The organism is Ensifer adhaerens, assembly GCF_020035535.1.
GTDB lineage: Bacteria > Pseudomonadota > Alphaproteobacteria > Rhizobiales > Rhizobiaceae > Ensifer.
Map to the genome: position 1 here is coordinate 1,632,757 of NZ_CP083350.1, position 15,280 is coordinate 1,648,036.

General features: G+C 63.2%; 15 protein-coding genes. 7 read left to right on the forward strand and 8 right to left on the reverse strand.

Translation table 11 applies throughout. The features are described 5' to 3' along the window. The 3 genes from urtD to LAC81_RS27760 all read left to right on the forward strand — a co-directional run bounded on the left by urtD (window position 1) and on the right by LAC81_RS27760 (window position 2,266). Complete coding sequence (gene urtD / locus LAC81_RS27750; RefSeq protein WP_223727904.1) at window positions 1-765, forward strand: urea ABC transporter ATP-binding protein UrtD; 765 nt, start codon at window positions 1-3, stop codon at window positions 763-765. Between the two features lie 35 nt (window positions 766-800). Next, window positions 801-1,496, forward strand: a complete 696-nt coding sequence (urtE, locus tag LAC81_RS27755) for an urea ABC transporter ATP-binding subunit UrtE (RefSeq protein WP_223727905.1) — start codon at window positions 801-803, stop codon at window positions 1,494-1,496. A gap of 311 nt (window positions 1,497-1,807) precedes the next feature. Then, window positions 1,808-2,266, forward strand: coding sequence for an RrF2 family transcriptional regulator (locus LAC81_RS27760; protein ID WP_060522010.1), 459 nt, complete (start codon window positions 1,808-1,810; stop codon window positions 2,264-2,266). A 64-nt stretch (window positions 2,267-2,330) separates the two neighbouring features. Here the strand turns inward: LAC81_RS27760 and LAC81_RS27765 are convergent, their stop codons facing one another. Then, window positions 2,331-3,038 carry an SDR family NAD(P)-dependent oxidoreductase gene (locus LAC81_RS27765; RefSeq protein ID WP_223727906.1) on the reverse strand — a complete coding sequence of 236 codons (708 nt, stop codon included), beginning with the start codon at window positions 3,036-3,038 and terminating at the stop codon, window positions 2,331-2,333. Window positions 3,039-3,089: 51 nt separating this feature from the next. Between LAC81_RS27765 and LAC81_RS27770 the strand changes: the two genes are divergently transcribed. The 3 genes from LAC81_RS27770 (at window position 3,090) to LAC81_RS27780 (ending at window position 5,751) form a co-directional block, all read left to right on the forward strand. Continuing rightward, window positions 3,090-3,716 carry a Crp/Fnr family transcriptional regulator gene (locus LAC81_RS27770; RefSeq protein ID WP_223727907.1) on the forward strand — a complete coding sequence of 209 codons (627 nt, stop codon included), beginning with the start codon at window positions 3,090-3,092 and terminating at the stop codon, window positions 3,714-3,716. Window positions 3,717-3,773: 57 nt separating this feature from the next. After that, window positions 3,774-4,406, forward strand: a complete 633-nt coding sequence (locus LAC81_RS27775; RefSeq protein ID WP_223727908.1) for a class I SAM-dependent methyltransferase — start codon at window positions 3,774-3,776, stop codon at window positions 4,404-4,406. A 118-nt stretch (window positions 4,407-4,524) separates the two neighbouring features. Beyond that, on the forward strand, window positions 4,525-5,751 hold the full coding sequence (locus LAC81_RS27780; protein ID WP_223727909.1) for an acyl-CoA dehydrogenase family protein: 1,227 nt from the start codon (window positions 4,525-4,527) through the stop codon (window positions 5,749-5,751). Window positions 5,752-6,161: 410 nt separating this feature from the next. On the opposite strand, the gene LAC81_RS27785 is transcribed toward LAC81_RS27780, so the two are convergent. Next, on the reverse strand, window positions 6,162-6,851 hold the full coding sequence (locus LAC81_RS27785; protein ID WP_223727910.1) for a hydrolase: 690 nt from the start codon (window positions 6,849-6,851) through the stop codon (window positions 6,162-6,164). 388 nt (window positions 6,852-7,239) lie between these two features. Here LAC81_RS27785 and LAC81_RS27790 point away from each other — a divergent pair, with 388 nt between their 5' ends. Beyond that, window positions 7,240-7,767: a BA14K family protein gene (locus tag LAC81_RS27790; protein ID WP_223727911.1), complete on the forward strand. Its 528-nt coding sequence runs from the start codon at window positions 7,240-7,242 to the stop codon at window positions 7,765-7,767. Between the two features lie 82 nt (window positions 7,768-7,849). Here LAC81_RS27790 and LAC81_RS27795 read toward each other — a convergent pair whose 3' ends face one another. Genes LAC81_RS27795 through LAC81_RS27820 form a run of 6 tightly spaced genes read right to left on the reverse strand, consistent with a single transcriptional unit; the run spans window position 7,850 to window position 15,048 of the window. After that, window positions 7,850-9,535 carry a Na/Pi cotransporter family protein gene (locus LAC81_RS27795; RefSeq protein WP_223727912.1) on the reverse strand — a complete coding sequence of 562 codons (1,686 nt, stop codon included), beginning with the start codon at window positions 9,533-9,535 and terminating at the stop codon, window positions 7,850-7,852. A 22-nt stretch (window positions 9,536-9,557) separates the two neighbouring features. Further along, window positions 9,558-10,163, reverse strand: coding sequence for a histidine phosphatase family protein (locus LAC81_RS27800; protein ID WP_223727913.1), 606 nt, complete (start codon window positions 10,161-10,163; stop codon window positions 9,558-9,560). Then, window positions 10,160-11,260, reverse strand: a complete 1,101-nt coding sequence (locus LAC81_RS27805; protein ID WP_223727914.1) for an ABC transporter ATP-binding protein — start codon at window positions 11,258-11,260, stop codon at window positions 10,160-10,162. Before LAC81_RS27805 ends, LAC81_RS27800 begins: the two co-directional genes overlap by 4 nt. Beyond that, on the reverse strand, window positions 11,257-13,002 hold the full coding sequence (locus LAC81_RS27810) for an ABC transporter permease (protein ID WP_223727915.1): 1,746 nt from the start codon (window positions 13,000-13,002) through the stop codon (window positions 11,257-11,259). Before LAC81_RS27810 ends, LAC81_RS27805 begins: the two co-directional genes overlap by 4 nt. A gap of 60 nt (window positions 13,003-13,062) precedes the next feature. Then, a complete protein-coding gene (locus tag LAC81_RS27815) occupies window positions 13,063-14,181 on the reverse strand; it encodes an ABC transporter substrate-binding protein (RefSeq protein WP_419195914.1) in 1,119 nt (372 codons plus the stop codon). Between the two features lie 30 nt (window positions 14,182-14,211). Continuing rightward, window positions 14,212-15,048, reverse strand: coding sequence for a MurR/RpiR family transcriptional regulator (locus tag LAC81_RS27820; RefSeq protein ID WP_223727917.1), 837 nt, complete (start codon window positions 15,046-15,048; stop codon window positions 14,212-14,214). Window positions 15,049-15,280 lie beyond the last annotated feature (232 nt).

Sequence of the window (15,280 nt, forward strand, 5' to 3'; positions counted from 1 at the left end):
ATGAACCAGACAATCGGCCAGACCAAACCGACCAGCCTTCTCTATCTCGACGGCGTCTCAGTCTCCTTCGATGGCTTCAAGGCGTTGAACGCGCTCTCCTTCGTCATCGAACCCGGCGAGCTCCGGGCGGTCATCGGCCCGAACGGTGCCGGCAAGACGACGATGATGGACATCATCACCGGCAAGACCCGCCCGGACGAGGGGCAGGTCTTTTTCAAGGGTGAGATCGACCTGACGAAGAGAGACGAGGCGGAGATCGCCTCGCTCGGCATCGGCCGCAAGTTCCAGAAACCGACCGTCTTCGAAAGCCACACCGTGTGGGACAATCTCGAACTCGCCCTGAACCGCAAGCGCGGCGTGTTCCCGACGCTGTTCTACCGTCTGACATCAAAAGACAGGGGCCGTATCGAGGAAATCCTGTCGACCATCCGCATGTCCTCTCATCGTGACGACCTCGCCGCCAACCTTTCGCACGGCCAGAAGCAATGGCTGGAGATCGGCATGCTGCTCGCGCAGGAGCCGGAACTGCTGCTGGTCGACGAACCGGTGGCCGGCATGACCGATGCGGAGACTGCCGAGACGGCGGTTCTGCTCAAGGAGATCGCCAAGACCCGGTCCGTCGTCGTGGTCGAGCACGACATGGGCTTCATCCGCGAGCTCGGCGTCAAGGTCACTTGCCTTGCCGAAGGGGCGGTGCTGGCGGAAGGCTCGATAGACTTCGTCAGCAGCGATCCCAAGGTGATCGAAAACTATCTCGGCCGCTGACATCTCATGCAGGAAATCTACGAGGAGCGCGCGCCATGCTGAGCGTCGAAAACGTCAACCTTCACTACGGGGCCGCGCAGGCGCTGCGCAACGTGTCGATCACGGCAGAGATGGGCAAGATTACCTGCGTGCTCGGGCGCAATGGTGTCGGCAAGTCGAGCCTGCTCCGCGCGATCACCGGCCAGCATCCGGTGAGCGCCGGCGCCATCGCCTTCAACGGTGCATCGCTCGCCGGCCTGGCGCCCTATCGGCGGGCCAAACAAGGCATCGGCTATGTGCCCCAGGGGCGTGAGATCTTTCCGCTGCTGACCGTGATGGAGAACCTCGAAACCGGCTATGCGCCGCTGAAGCGCGGCGACCGCTCGATACCGGAGGACGTCTTCAATCTCTTCCCGGTTCTGCGCTCGATGCTCGGCCGTCGCGGTGGCGACCTCTCCGGCGGCCAGCAACAGCAACTGGCAATCGGCCGGGCGCTGGTGACACGGCCGAAGATCCTGGTGCTTGACGAGCCGACCGAGGGCATCCAGCCCTCGATCATCAAGGATATCGGCCGGGCGATCCGCTATCTCCGGGATTCCACCGGCATGGCGATCCTCCTGGTCGAGCAATATCTTGATTTCTGCCGCGAGCTCGCCGACCACGTCTACATCCTCGACCGGGGCGCTGTGGTCCACGAGGGCGCACCCGAAACGCTGGACACATCAGAGGCGCGCCGGCATCTCACGGTGTGATCGCATCGATCCTGAACCGGGGCGTCCTGCGGCGGCTCCGATCCCTGCTTTTCTGTCGTTTGAGGGAAGCAACTGCAGGTGTTTGAGGCAAGCCGCCCGCCCAAGGGAGCGGAAATCCGCCCCTGCCATAAAAGCGCCTTCTAAAATCACTAAATCTATGCAGTAACTGACGTAATTTCTTGAGAATGGTGCGGTTTGGGTGTAGGACATCCTAAGCGAAAGAGTGCGGCCGTCACAACCCGTTGCCCCCCGGCGAATGCCGTGGCACGCGGACTTGTGGCGGCTTTCCTTGTTCAGGAAAGTGAAGTGACATGTTGACCAAAAAAGGAAAATACGGGCTCAAGGCCCTTGTCGACCTGGCTCAACTGGAGCCCGGAGAGACCGCCTTCATCACCGAGATCGCCACGCGGAACAATATTCCGAAAAAGTTCCTGGACGCGATCCTGCTCGAACTGCGCAATGCCGGCATCCTGCGCTCGAAGAAGGGCCCGGGCGGCGGCTATTCCCTGTCTCGACCAGCCTCCGACATCCGCATCGGCCAGGTCATCCGCACGCTCGATGGCCCCCTGGCGCCAATACGCTGCGCCAGCCGCACCGCGTTCGAGGCCTGCGACGACTGCGCCGATCCGGTCAACTGTCACGTGCGCAAGTCGATGAGCAACGTACGCGACGCAATCGCCTCGATCCTCGACAACATGACGCTGGAGCAGTTTGCCGCCAACGACAACGCCACCGAGATCGTGGCCTTGAGGGATGCGGAGGCCGGCTGACCTCCGCGTTGTGCTCTTCGACCGGGTGCCTGCGATCGCGAGATGCGGCCTGGCGATCACGGCCTCACAGCTTTCTGATGATCGCGGCCGCAGCGACCGGCGCCATGATCTCTAACAGCCGTAACAATCGTGCCTTGCCGACATGACTTCGGCTTCCGCCCTCTAGTGCACGCAGGATTTCTTTCGCTGCGTAGGCCGCACTGACCTTGCCTCGTCCCCGTCCGGCGGTCATCGGTGTGTCGACAAGCGGCAGCACGACATCGACCACTCTGACCGACGTTGCCTGACGCTGGACGGAAAGCGCATCCGAAAACATGCGCAGCCCTGCCTTCGTCGCGCTGTAAACCGCCGATGTCGATTTCGGGTGGCAGGCGAGTGCTGAGCCGACATTGACGATGAGGAAGGGGCGCCCGTTCGGGAGGAGCAATCGCGACAGCAGCATCGGCGCAAGCAGATTGGTTTCGACTTCGGCCGCTATCTGCTCGACATCATAGTGCGGGTCATCGAAGCGGACATTGTGCTGGATCGCGGCGTTGTTGATGAGGCCGTCTATCGTATCTCTTGCCATCATTTCGGTGCCGCAGGCGATGACGGCGGCCCGATCGCGGAGATCCAGTGCGCGCGTTTGGATCCTCCGGTCTCGCAATTCCAGATCCGCAAGCCGCTCCCGGTCGCGGCCAAGCGCGATGATGCTGTGTCCCTTGGATGCCAATTGCAGAGCGATTTCCCGACCGATTCCGGAACTTGCCCCGGTGACGACGTAACGTGCCATGTGATCTATTTCCCGATGTTGCGCAGTCGAGTCTGCAACCGGAGGACGGGAATGGCATTAACCGAGGTTAAGCGCGGACAGGGTGCTGCTATTTCGCTTTTCGAGCGCATCGCCGGGCATTCGCTGGCGCAGGCGGAGCGGCTCGCCGAGGCGATCCACGTCCGCAGCGTGAAGGCCGGCGAAACCGTCTTCCATCAGGACGAACCGCATCCCTACGTTTACGTCATCGAAAGCGGCCTGGTGAAGCTTACCTATCTTCGTGCCGACGGCGAGGAGTGGATCAAATCCTTCGCCTTCGAGGGACGGTTCTTTGCCAGCCTCTCGGCGCTGGTGCCGAGCGGGCGTGCGAGCTTTTCGGCGGTTGCGGTCGAGGGTGGCCGCCTCGAGAGAATTCCTTTCGCCACGCTACAGTCCCTGGCAGACACCGATCTCGGTTGGTCGCGCATGATCCGCCACGCCTTGATGACGCTGGCGGAGCGCAAGGAACGCCGCGAACGCCAGTTCCTGACGCTGAGTGCAGAGGAGCGCTACCGATCGCTGATCGTCGAAGAACCGGAGGTGGTTGCACGCGTCCCGCAGAAGGATCTTGCCGGCTATCTCGGCATCACGCCGGTCGGCCTCAGCCGCATCGCGACGCGCGTTCGTGCGGAAGGCATCACCAAGCTTAACCCGGGTTAATGCGCGACTTCCGACGAAGAGCAATACCGGCCACCGTTGCAAAAGCGGAGGCTTATCTTGATCAAACAGAAAACGGCATCTGATTTCCTGCTCTTCCTCAGATCCTGGGCGGCGAGGCCGCTGGAAGTCGCGGCGATTGCCCCGTCGAGCAGGCGGCTGGCGATGGCCATGACCACCGAGATCGGTCCGTTCTCCGGCAACGTGCTGGAGCTTGGGCCAGGCACGGGCGCCTTCACACGGGCGCTTCTGCGAAAAGGCGTATACGAGAACAATCTCATCCTGGTGGAGCGCAACCCGGCCTTCGCGACGCTTTTGCGCAAACGGTATCCGAGCGCAACCTTGATCGAGGGCGACGCGCAGCACCTGAGCCTGCCGACGGTGAAGTCGGTCGGCGCCGCGATCAGCGGCTTGCCGTTGCTTTCCATGCCCGCCCAGACCGTGCAGGCTATCCTCTCGGCAATTTTTCATCACCTCGCCGAGGGCGCCAGCCTGTTCCAGTTCACCTATGGGCCGCGATGCCCGATCTCGCCGCAGATTCTGGCAGGCCTTGGTCTCGAAGCGTCCTTCCAGCGCTGGGTGCCACTCAACCTGCCACCTGCGAGCGTCTACCGTATTTCGCGAAGTCGGCCTGAAGCCGGCGCATGGGGCAGTCCCGCTTCCGCACCTGTCATCGAAAGAGGGGGCGCCTAATCCGCGGCGGTGAACTGAGGCGGTAGGACTTTCTCGACCTCTCGCCCAACTCGCAATTCATTTGCTGTTATTGTCTATAGAATAAATTCATTATCGCCTCTCAACCAAGGAGAGGCGGATGAACAACGTACACTTCCTCAGGGAACCGGCCCCGCAAAACGCAGAGCATGACGAAAGACGGCGGGACCTGTTTGCCCGTGCTAAGGCGCTGTCAAATGATCTCGCCCGGCGTGGCGCCGAACTCGACCGGGTGGGTGCGCCGCCGCGCGAAGAGATCGAGGCCCTCCGCCAGGCTGGCCTTTTGACGGCGCTGCATTCGCCCGAGATTGGCGGTGCGGGCTTAAGCTGGATCGACGGGCTGCGGCTGGTGCGCATCATTGCGCGTGGGGAAAGCTCTATCGGGCAACTGCTCGGCTACCACTACGTCAACAGCCAGTATGTCTATTGGGCGGCGGCCGATCCGAAACAGGCCTGGGTGCTGGGCGCGGAGACAGTGGAGCGGCAGCTCTACTGGGGTGCTGCGGTCAACCCGCGCGATCCCGGCCTCACATTGGAACGGCGTGGCGGCCATTATGTGCTGAATGGCCGCAAGACCTTTTCGACCGGCGCGCATGTTTCCGACCGCATCAACGTCAACGCTGCGATCGAGGGCAAGATTGCCAACTTCGTCGTGCCCACCGACCGCCCCGGCTATATCACCAACGACGACTGGGACAATATCGGCCAGCGCCTGTCCGACAGCGGCAGCGTCGAGTTCCGTGACTTCCCGGTCTACGAGCGCGACTTCATCCTGCCGCTCGCCGACCCTTCCGATCCACCGTCGGTCCAGGCGACGTTCAACACGCCGCTGATCCAGCTCGTCTTCGTCAACTTTTACCTCGGCACGGCCGAAGGTGCACTTGCATCGGCGCTTGACTACGTGCGCACTACGACGCGCCCCTGGGTGACATCGGGCGTCGACCGCGCCGGCGATGATCCCTATATCCTCGAACGGATCGGCGAGCTCCAGGCGAGCCTGAAGGCATCGGTTGCCTTGGCCGATGCGGCAGCAGCTTCCGTCGAGGCGGCATTGTCGCAGGGGAGGTCGGTGACGGCCGAAGCGCGTGGCGAAGCGGCGATCGAGGCCTATGCCGCCAAGGTTCACTCGACCCACGTCGCGCTCGACGTGACGACGAAGGTCTTCGAGCTGATGGGCGCACGTGCCACCGCCGGGAACTATCGCTTCGACCGCTACTGGCGCAATGTTCGCACCCACACACTGCATGACCCCGTAGCCTACAAGGCGCGCGAGGTCGGCGACTTTGCCTTGAACGGCCGGATACCGCCGGTCAGCCTCTACAGCTAGTCGGAAGTTCGGCTTAGCGGTACGGCCTGGGCGTTAGCGGGGGATGGGTTTCGAGCGCCGGTTCGATCTTGGGCCGATGGCAACCATCTCTCGTCACGCGCCTGGTCAAGCGTGAGAATGAGGAGAGGAGCTCCGACCGTGGAGCGCTGGACGCGTTCTACATCCTGTTTGTGTGAGGACACTTCGCCTCGATGGCTGGCTATGATGAGCAGGTCGTCAGACGGCCCATCCGAAATCGGAGAGAGGTCGGCAAAGCTTTCGACTTTGCCGGCGTCTCTAGCCGTATACCAGTTCGTAGTGTGATCAATACCGGCGGCTTCACGCGCAGCGCTTCGACCCTCTGGTAGGGGATGTGACCTTGCCTGCAGTCGCCGCCGCTGGTTGTCGGCTATTCCCACTACGGCCGGCGATCATTTCGCCGGGTTCGGGCCGATCGTCTTGCCGTGCGCGGCGCGCTCGGCTGCCTTGTGGACCATGGTGTAGGCATAATCGATGCCCATGCCGTAGGCGCCGGAATGTTCCTTCACGATGGCGGTGACCGCGTCGTAGGTTTCCCGGTGGGCCCAGTCGCGCTGCCATTCCAAGAGGACCTGCTGCCAGGTGACGGGGACGACACCGGCCTGGACCATGCGGTCCATGGCGTATTTGTGCGCATCGGCCGAGGTGCCGCCGGACGCATCCGCGACCATGTAGATTTCATAGTCCGTGTCATGCATGCAGGACAGCGCGAAGGTGGTGTTGCAGACCTCGGTCCAGAGCCCGGAGACGATCACCTTCTTTCGGCCGTTCGCGGCATTTTTCGCCAGCGCGTCGCGGACGTTCTGATCATCCCACGAGTTCATCGAGGTACGCTCGAGGATGTCGTTTTCCGGGAAGACGGCGAGCAGTTCGGGATAGGTGTGACCGGAGAACGAGCCGGTTTCGACGGTCGTGATTGTCGTCGGAATGTTGAAGACCTTGGCGGCCTTGGCCAGGCCGACGACGTTGTTCTTCAGCACCTGCCGGTCGATCGACTGAACGCCGAAAGCCATTTGCGGCTGCTGGTCGATGAAGATCAGCTGGCTGTTTACAGGGGTCAGGACTTCGAGCTTGCTGGACATTTCTCTCTCCTCGGTGGGCGGCCTCCGGCCGGTGGGGTATGGAATTCTGCGAGCCATTATGGCCCGTCGGTTGTTGCCGATGAAGAGAGATTAGCGCGGCATAATTCGAAGATTAATGGCAATAATATTTATGATTTAATTTCATAAAATGAAATAATAGAAGTGGACGCTACCTTGTGCGTTTCCCCGGGCCAATGCGCCGGCTGAGCTGCGGTCCCCGACGATTTTCTCCGTGGCACGCGCGCCCGTGGATTTTTGCGTGCCATAGTTCGGGTGAAGGGCCGCCGGCCACGCGCTACAGCCGGTAGCCAGCACCGTCAAAACGCAGTGCTTCTGTGCCTTTTCCGATGTATACTTGGGGATAAGCGGGGAAAATGGAGGTAAGCCAATGAATAGGCTAACGATCATTGCCTTGTCCATGGTGCCGGCGCTGACCAGCGTTTCGCCAGCCATGGCATTTCCCATAGCAGCGGACGCCCCGACGATCGAGGCGACGCAGGCGCAACTGGTTCAATACAGGCGATATGGTGGCGGCTACCATGGCGGCTACCACGGTGGCTACTATGGCGGCGGTTACTATCACGGGCATCACCACGGCGGCGGCGACGCTTGGGCCTGGGCGCTCGGCGGACTGGCTGCCGGTGCGATCATCGGTGGAGCGCTGGCGCAGCCCTATTACGGCTCGGGCTATTACGACCAGGGCTACTATGACCAAGGCTACTACGGCCCGTCATACTACCGTCCGCGCTACTATGCGCCGCGCTACTACGCGCCGCGCTATTACCGTCAGACCTATTATAGCGGCGGCAATGCGCATACGAGCTGGTGCTATGCGCGCTACCGGTCCTACAGGGCTTACGACGATACGTTCCAGCCCTATTATGGTCCGCGGCAGGTCTGCGTTTCGCCCTACTGACGGGCCGTAGGCTTTCGAGAGAATGCCACCGCTTGAAGAGCGCAGACACCGGTCGTGTTTTCGTACCCGACTTCAGGCCCGATCAGCCGGGAGCGGCCACCGGTAAGGCGTTTCTGATCCGGCTGCTGCTCAACAGTCCAGCTGCCTGAACCAGCGGGTAGCCAGCGGCGGCAATATCGGAATTGATCCTGTGCAGGTCACGCACGAGGTCGATGAAGAGCGCATTGCCTTTCGCGTCGGCCGCCGCCTCGATGCGCTCGCGGCCGAGATGTCGACCGACGACCTCATCCTCCAGTTCGCGAAAACAATCCTTCTGCGCGGCGAGACGGGCGGAAGCCGAAACGTCGCGCGACAAAAGCGCTGCGGGAAGCAGCCGGAGCGAAGCGGCAATCACGGCTGAGAGGGCATCGAGCGCCTCGCGCTGGCTCGCGTTGAAGGCAATGTTCTGCTTGACCTTCGCACGGATCCGGTCGGCGAGGCTGAGCTTGATGACGTCGCCGGCATGCTCAAGATTGCTCGCAAAAAGCATGATTTCATGAGCTCTGCCGGTGTCGCCGGCTGAAAGCTCGTCCTGGGTCAATTGTCCGAGATAGGCGTGGACGGAGGCCATGTAGTTTCCAAGCCTCGCATCGATCGAGGGCAGTTCCTTCAAGCCTTCCATCCGGCCGGATTGCAGCGCCGTCAGCGACATCAGGAACATGCGTTCAAGCAACTCGCTCATGCGGATCGTTTCCGTCGTCGCATTGCTGAGCGCGATTGCCGGTGTCTCGAGCGACCTTCTGTCGAGGTAGCGCGGGGATGCCAGCGGGTCGTCGGCGGCAGGGCGTGCCGGGACAAGCCGCTCCACCAGGCGGATGACGACGGGCGACAGCGGCAGGAAGGCGGCTGCGACCAGCAGGTTGAATGAAGCGTGGAGACCGACCGCAATATGGAGCGGTTCGGCGGGCACGCGCCCGGCCAACTCAACGACCTCACGTGCGAAGGGCAGCAGCGCAAGCGCCAGCAGGCCGCGGCAGAAGAGGTTGGCAAGCGGTAGCTTGCGGGCCACCGGTGGCTGGTCGAGCGTCGCGCTGACGGCCGGAAGGCCGCCGCCGAAATTGACGCCCAGGATCAGGGGCACGGCTCCGGCAATTTCGAGACTGCCGTTCATCAGAAGCGATGCGACGAGCAGAATGACCGCGAGTGTGGAGTGACAGAGCCATGCAAGCAGCGCGCCGACGAGGAAGCCGAGCGCCGGCTCTCCCGCGACGGCTCCGAGCACGTCGTGAAAAAGCGTCGCCTGGCGCAACGGCGCCGTCGCCGAAACGATCACCTTCAATGCCATCAGCATCAGGCCGAGTCCCATCAGGATGCGACCGGCGTTTCGCGGGCGAAATTCGCTGGACGCGCTGAAGGCGACATAGCCGGCGAACAGAAAGAGCGGGGCGAGCAGTGCCGCAAGCGAGGAGCCGGAGGCAAAGAGGGCCGAGACCAGCGCCGAGCCGATATCCGCCCCGAGCAGAACGGCAAGGCCTGTCGGTGCCGAGATCGCGCCTGCACCTGCAAGCCCGGCCACGATCAGCGCCATGGCGGTGGCGCTGCCGAGCACGGCGGTCGCGAAGACCCCGCCGCCGAAGGCAGTGACCCGGTTCGACAGGCGCTCCTCGACGAAGCGCTGCAGCCGGTCGCCCCAGCCACGCATGACGCCGGTGCGCACCATACGCACGCCCCACAGAAGCAGCGCCACGCCGCCAAGGAGTTCGAGGATAACCAAAGTTCCGGAGTTCATCTCACTGCCCTCGTCGCAAGCGTTAGTCGGCGACAGATTCGTCGGGGGCGACTGAGCCGATATTGTAGCCTTCGAGTTGTGCGGCCATGCTGCCGCGCCGCGGGAAATGCAGGATCGTGGCTGTCCCCGGCGTCACGGGAACGACGCGCGACGGAGGAAGATCCAGGAATTCGTGGCAGGCGGCGCGGACGACGCCGCCATGGGCGACGATCAAAAGGTCCCCCTCGGTGCGCGACATCCAGTCATGCACGCCTTCGGCCACGCGTCCGCGAAAGGCGCCCCAGGTTTCGCCATTGGCCGGCGTGAAGGTTCCGGCGCGCCAGGCGGCATATTCCTCCGGGCGTTCGGCGATCAGATCCGGCTTGCGCCGCCCGGTCCACTCACCCATGTCGAGTTCGCGGAACCGCTCGTCCGTCGGTGCATCTGGATGGCCGATGAGCGCGACCGTCTGCAGGGTTCTACCGAGATCGGAGGCGATGATGCGAACCGGTTTCAGCGCCTTGGCATAGGGACGAAATCGCCTGACCTGTGCGACGCCGCGCTCCGACAGGAGCGAGTTGTCCTGGCCTTGCAGGCGTTGCTCGGCGTTCCACTCGGTTTCGCCGTGGCGCATGAGGATGAGCCTCATTGATGGATCCTTTCTCCGGTCGCGGCAAAAACCGCATCGGGTGTGCGAATGAAGGAAAGGGGGAGCGCTTCCCCCGGTGTGGCGGTGAAATACCCGTCGGCCATGGCGGTGACGCGCAGGTCGCCGACCATCGCCGTCACCATGGTGCGCCCGGCAATCGGCGCGGCTTCGGCAAAACGGGCCGTGAGAGATGGTGCCCCGGCGATCGAGCCGACGCTGACATCCTCGGCGCGATAGAGGAGTTGCGCCGCGTCGTGGCCGGCCGCAAGGCTTGCCGGCGCGAGCGCCAGTTCGCCGAAGTGCAGCCTGTCATCCAGTCGATGGACCGGTATGAGGTTTGCTGGCGGCGTGCCGAGGAAGGTCGCAACGAAAGTGGTTTGCGGGTCGCGCAGGAGATCGATCGGCTTGCCGAACTGTTCGACCCGGCCATTGTTGAGCACGGCCACATGGGTCGCCATGGTCATGGCCTCGACCTGGTCATGCGTGACATAGACCGATGTCGCTCCGGTCGCCCGGTGGATGCGCATCAGCTCGCTGCGCATCTCGATGCGCAGCTTGGCATCGAGGTTCGACAGCGGCTCGTCGAAAAGCAGGATGCTCGGCTCCGGCGCGATCGTGCGGGCAATCGCCACGCGCTGCTGCTGGCCGCCGGAGATTTCTGCCGGATAACGTTCGGCAAGCGCGTCGATGCCGAGTAGCGCAAGCACTTCCCTGACGCGCTTTTCACGTTTGTCCCGCGGCCATTTGGCGACCTTCAGCGGCCAGGCGATGTTGCCGGCGACGGTCATGTGCGGCCAGAGCGCGTAGCTCTGGAAAACGAGGCCCGCATTGCGCCGGCCGGCGTCGGCGATGACGCCGCCCGCACCACTGGAAACGGTCTGCCCGACGAAGGCGATTTCCCCTTCGCTCGGGCTTTCAAGCCCGGCCAGCATGCGTAGAAGGGTCGACTTGCCGCAGCCGGAGGGGCCGACAAGAACCAGGAAGGAACCCGCGGGTACGGAGATGTTGACGTCCTTGACGGCAGTGAAGGCGCCGAAGCGTTTGACGAGGTTGCGGATCTTGATGGCTTCCGCGGCGCCGGTTGCGATGGCGTTCATGGTTGTTTCCATTTCTGGACACGGTTCTGCAGGGCATGGGCCAGGAACGAGGCTGCCAGGCAGACGACGAGGATGACGAGGGTGATGGCGTTGGCGAACTGCATGAAGCCTTCGGCTGCGTAGCGGTAGGCGACCATGCTGAGCACCGGCGAGGTGGCGGTGAACAGAAGCACGACCAGGGAGAGATCCCGCACCATCTTGACGAAGACGAGGATCGCGCCGGCAAACAGGCCGCGGATCGCGAGCGGAAAGATGATCGCGAAGAGACGACGGATCAGGCCCGCGCCGGTCAGCCGGGCGCTTTCCTCGATATCGGCGGAGATCTGGCCAAGCACGGAGCGGCCAGACTGCACGGCAAAGGGCAGGTTATGCGCCGATGCTGCGATGACCAGCAGGGCGAAGGTGCCGTAGAGCGAGGGCAGCGGCCCGATCGGCGCACCGAAGAGCGCGATGTAGGCGGCGGCAAAGGCGATGCTCGGCACCAAAAGCGGCAGGAAGGCGAGCTGGCTAAGGAGCGTTGCGAGCAGGCTGCCCTTGCGCTGCACGATGGTATAGGCGAGCGCGAGGCCGAGCAGCATCGTCGTGAAGGCGACGACGAGGCCGAGGCGGATCGTGTTCCAGATCGCGTCGATCAGCACCGGATTGCGGAAGATCCCGGCCTGGCCTTGCGCCATCTCGCCGCCGCCTTCGCCGATCCAGAAATGCAGCGTCCAATTGGAAAAGAGTGCCCCGCTCTGCGGCGCCAGGCTCGATGCGGCCAGAACGAGAACCGGAAGGACCGTGGTCAGAAGCCCTATGACGACGGCGATGGCGAAGAGCGGCCAGCGCCAGGCGCCGAGCGGGAAGCGCTTGGTGCGCCCGCCTTTGCCCGTCACGGTGATGAAGGCCTTGCGGCCCGAAACGATGCGATCGGACAGCCAGAGGAACACCGCCGAAACCGCAATGAGCAGCAGCGCGAGGACGAAGCCACGTTCGTTCTGCCCCGTCTCGATCATGCCGAAGAGGCGGGTGGAAAGCGTCTGCATGCGCACGGGCAGACCGAGCAGGGCCGGTGCAGCGAAGTTGGCGACGGCGCCGGCAAAGGTCAGCGAGGTTGCCGCGATCAGCGCCGGTGTGACGACCGGCAGGATGATGCCGAAGAAGATGCGCGGGCGCTTGGCGCCGGCCATCTGGCCTGCCTCGACGAGATCGGCACCAACCGAACTCAGCGCCGCGGCGATGATGGTATAGGCGAGCGAGTAATAATGCGCGATCAATACGATCGCCGTCGGGATCAGGCCCCAGGCCAGCCAGTCGGGAATGGGGAGGCCGTTGGTTTCGAAGAAGCCGGCCGAACCGCCAAGGCGCGAGTTGCGAAACAGCGTACCCCAGGCGAGTGCCGCGGCAAAGCTCGGGATCATGTAGGGCAGCGTCGCCATCAGGCCGAGGAAGCGGCGCCCCGGCACGTCCGTCAGCACGACCAGCCAGGCGAGGAAGCCGCCGATGAGCAGGCAGCCGGCGCCGACGCTGAAGCCGAGGATCATGGTGTTGAGCAGCGGCCGCCACCAGAGATTGGCCGACAGCGGACTGACGAGCACCGCCTTCCACGCCGCAAGCCCCTCGGGCGTCAGCGTGGTGACGAGGATGCGCAAGAGCGGAGCGACGACCAGAATGGCGACGATGGCAACGAGAAGAGCCGGCAAGAGGAAGCCCGATCGGAGCAGCCGGGTGCCCGATGGTGCGGATATCGATAGGGATGTCATGTGCGAGCCTCGGCATCTGTCGACACGCGTTGTGAAAAGCGTGCCGACCGACGGTTTCCGTTACTGGAGCGTGATGATCAGGTCGGCGATGCGGCTGCGTGCGGCGGCCGTCTTTGCCGGATCGATCGTCCAGGCTTTCAGTTCGCCGAGCTTGACCGAGTCCGGATGATCGGCGATCGACTTGCGGGTTGCGTAGTCGCCGGGAACGTTGAAGGGCTCGAAGCCCGGTCCGCCGGTCGGCGTGTCGTCACCGAACATGAAGTCGATCAGCAACCGAGCTGCCGCCGGATGGGGCGCCTTGTCCGCGACCGTCAGCACGGCCGGGAAAAGGATGCCGTTGGCGGGCTCGACATTGTTGGCGATCTGCAGCGCCCAGCCTTCCTTATCGTTGTCGCGGCGGTCGGAATAGGTGCCGAAACCGACGGGCGGGTTCTTGGCGTTGACGTCACCGATCGACTTGTTGAGGACGTCGCTGTTGGGAAGAAGGATGAGGTCGTTGGCGAAGAGGTCCTTGATGAACTGTTCGCCCGCGCCCTGAAGATCGCCTTCCACTTCGATGTCCTTGCCGAACTGCGCCTTGTAGGCGGCTGCCATCTCGTCCGGATGCAACGCGATCTCCGTCAACAGGTCGAGCAGTTCGCCGCGTTGGCTCGGGTCGACCATCAGCACCCGGCCCTGCCATTCGGGCTGGGTCAGCTGCCAGAGATTGGTGACGGGCGAACCGTCCGGAAAAGCTTTTTCGTTGTACATCAGTACCTTGGTCGAGAGGCGCTGGGTCAGGAGCGGCGCCTTGTAGCGGTCCTCCAGCTCGTTCGTTACCCGCGGCGGCACGTAGTTGACGATCCGCTTTCCTTCCAGAAGCTTGGTGAACACGACAGGTGTATCGGCGATGTAGAGTACGTCGACGGCGTGCACGCCGGCCTGCTGCTCCGCCTCGACGCGAGCGATCTGCTTCGTCGAGCTCATGTCGAGGCCGATCAGGTCGATACCCGGATAAGCCTCTTCGAAGGCCTTCTCAATCTTGGCGATGCGGCTCGACAGCGAGAAGACGGTAACGCTTCCCTCCTTCTGCGCGAGCGGCAGCAGCTGCTGTGGGGTCAGGCCGTCGAGATCGGACGCCATCGCCATAGACGGCAGTACGAAACATGCGGCAAGTGCGGCATTGCTCAGTCTTTTCAACATTTCTTGCTCCTCCCTTTTTAATTCCCGTCAGTCGAAGTCGTTGAACAACTCCGACAGCTTCTCCAGCCTGCCGAGGACCTGCCGCTGGTGGCGGCCGGCGATCGTCAGGACGATGGCGTTGACGATCGCAAACGGGATCGTCGGTGTCTGGAACTCGCTGCCCGAACGCCCTCTCGGTGCCGCGAGCATCAGATCGGCCGCGGGTTCCATCAGAGGCCCGGCCAGATCGGAAACGAGGATCGATTGCGCGCCGACACGGGTCGCATGCCGCATCAGCGGGCCGTAGCTTTGCGGCTGCTTGCGGAAGGCGAGTGCCACGGCGAGATCGCCGGCCTCCATGCTGACGAGGCGCTCGGCTATGTCCCGGCCGCGCCCTGTCAGTTGGATGGTGGTCATGCCGAAGCGGTCGAGGCGGCGCTGCAGGAAGCCGGCCACCGATTGCGCATGGCCCTGCCCGAAGATGAAGACGCGACGAGCGGAAAAGATCAGGTCGGCGGCCCTGTCGATATCCGCCTGTTCGACCGAGCGGGCGAGCGTTTCGAGCGCGGTGATTTCAGCCGCGATCAGATCGGTCAGGTAGTCGCCGTGCTCGACCTTCGAGACCGACCGGCGCATGCGGTTGGCAGCGTCCTGATCGTCAAGAACCTCGCGCTGCAACTGCGCGCGAAGGTCGGGAAAGCCCTTGTAGCCCAGCTTCTGTGCAAGCCGCGTGGCTGTGGCCTCGTGGACGGACGCGCGCTGGGAAAGCTGCGGGCCCGACAGGAACGCAGCCTCCGCCCGGTTTTCCAGCATGGTCGTGATCAGTTTCTGATCCGCATCGGTAAGTCGCCTGGAATGCGTCTTAATGCGATCGAGTATCGTCATGACGGCCCCGCAAGTTCATTTGCAGGATCTATCGTTTCTGCAATCTTCCGTGCCGTCAATAAGAAGGGTGCAAGAATCCTTGCAACGCTCTGCAAGGCGCCCGGATGCGTGCATTCGCCTGCCCTCGATCCGATGTTGAGAGCGCAAAACCGGCCGCTGAAAGCCATCTTTGCGTGTATGGCGCCCGCGCTTGTGCAACTTCGGATTTTTCCCGTAAGAATCTTTGCAAGGC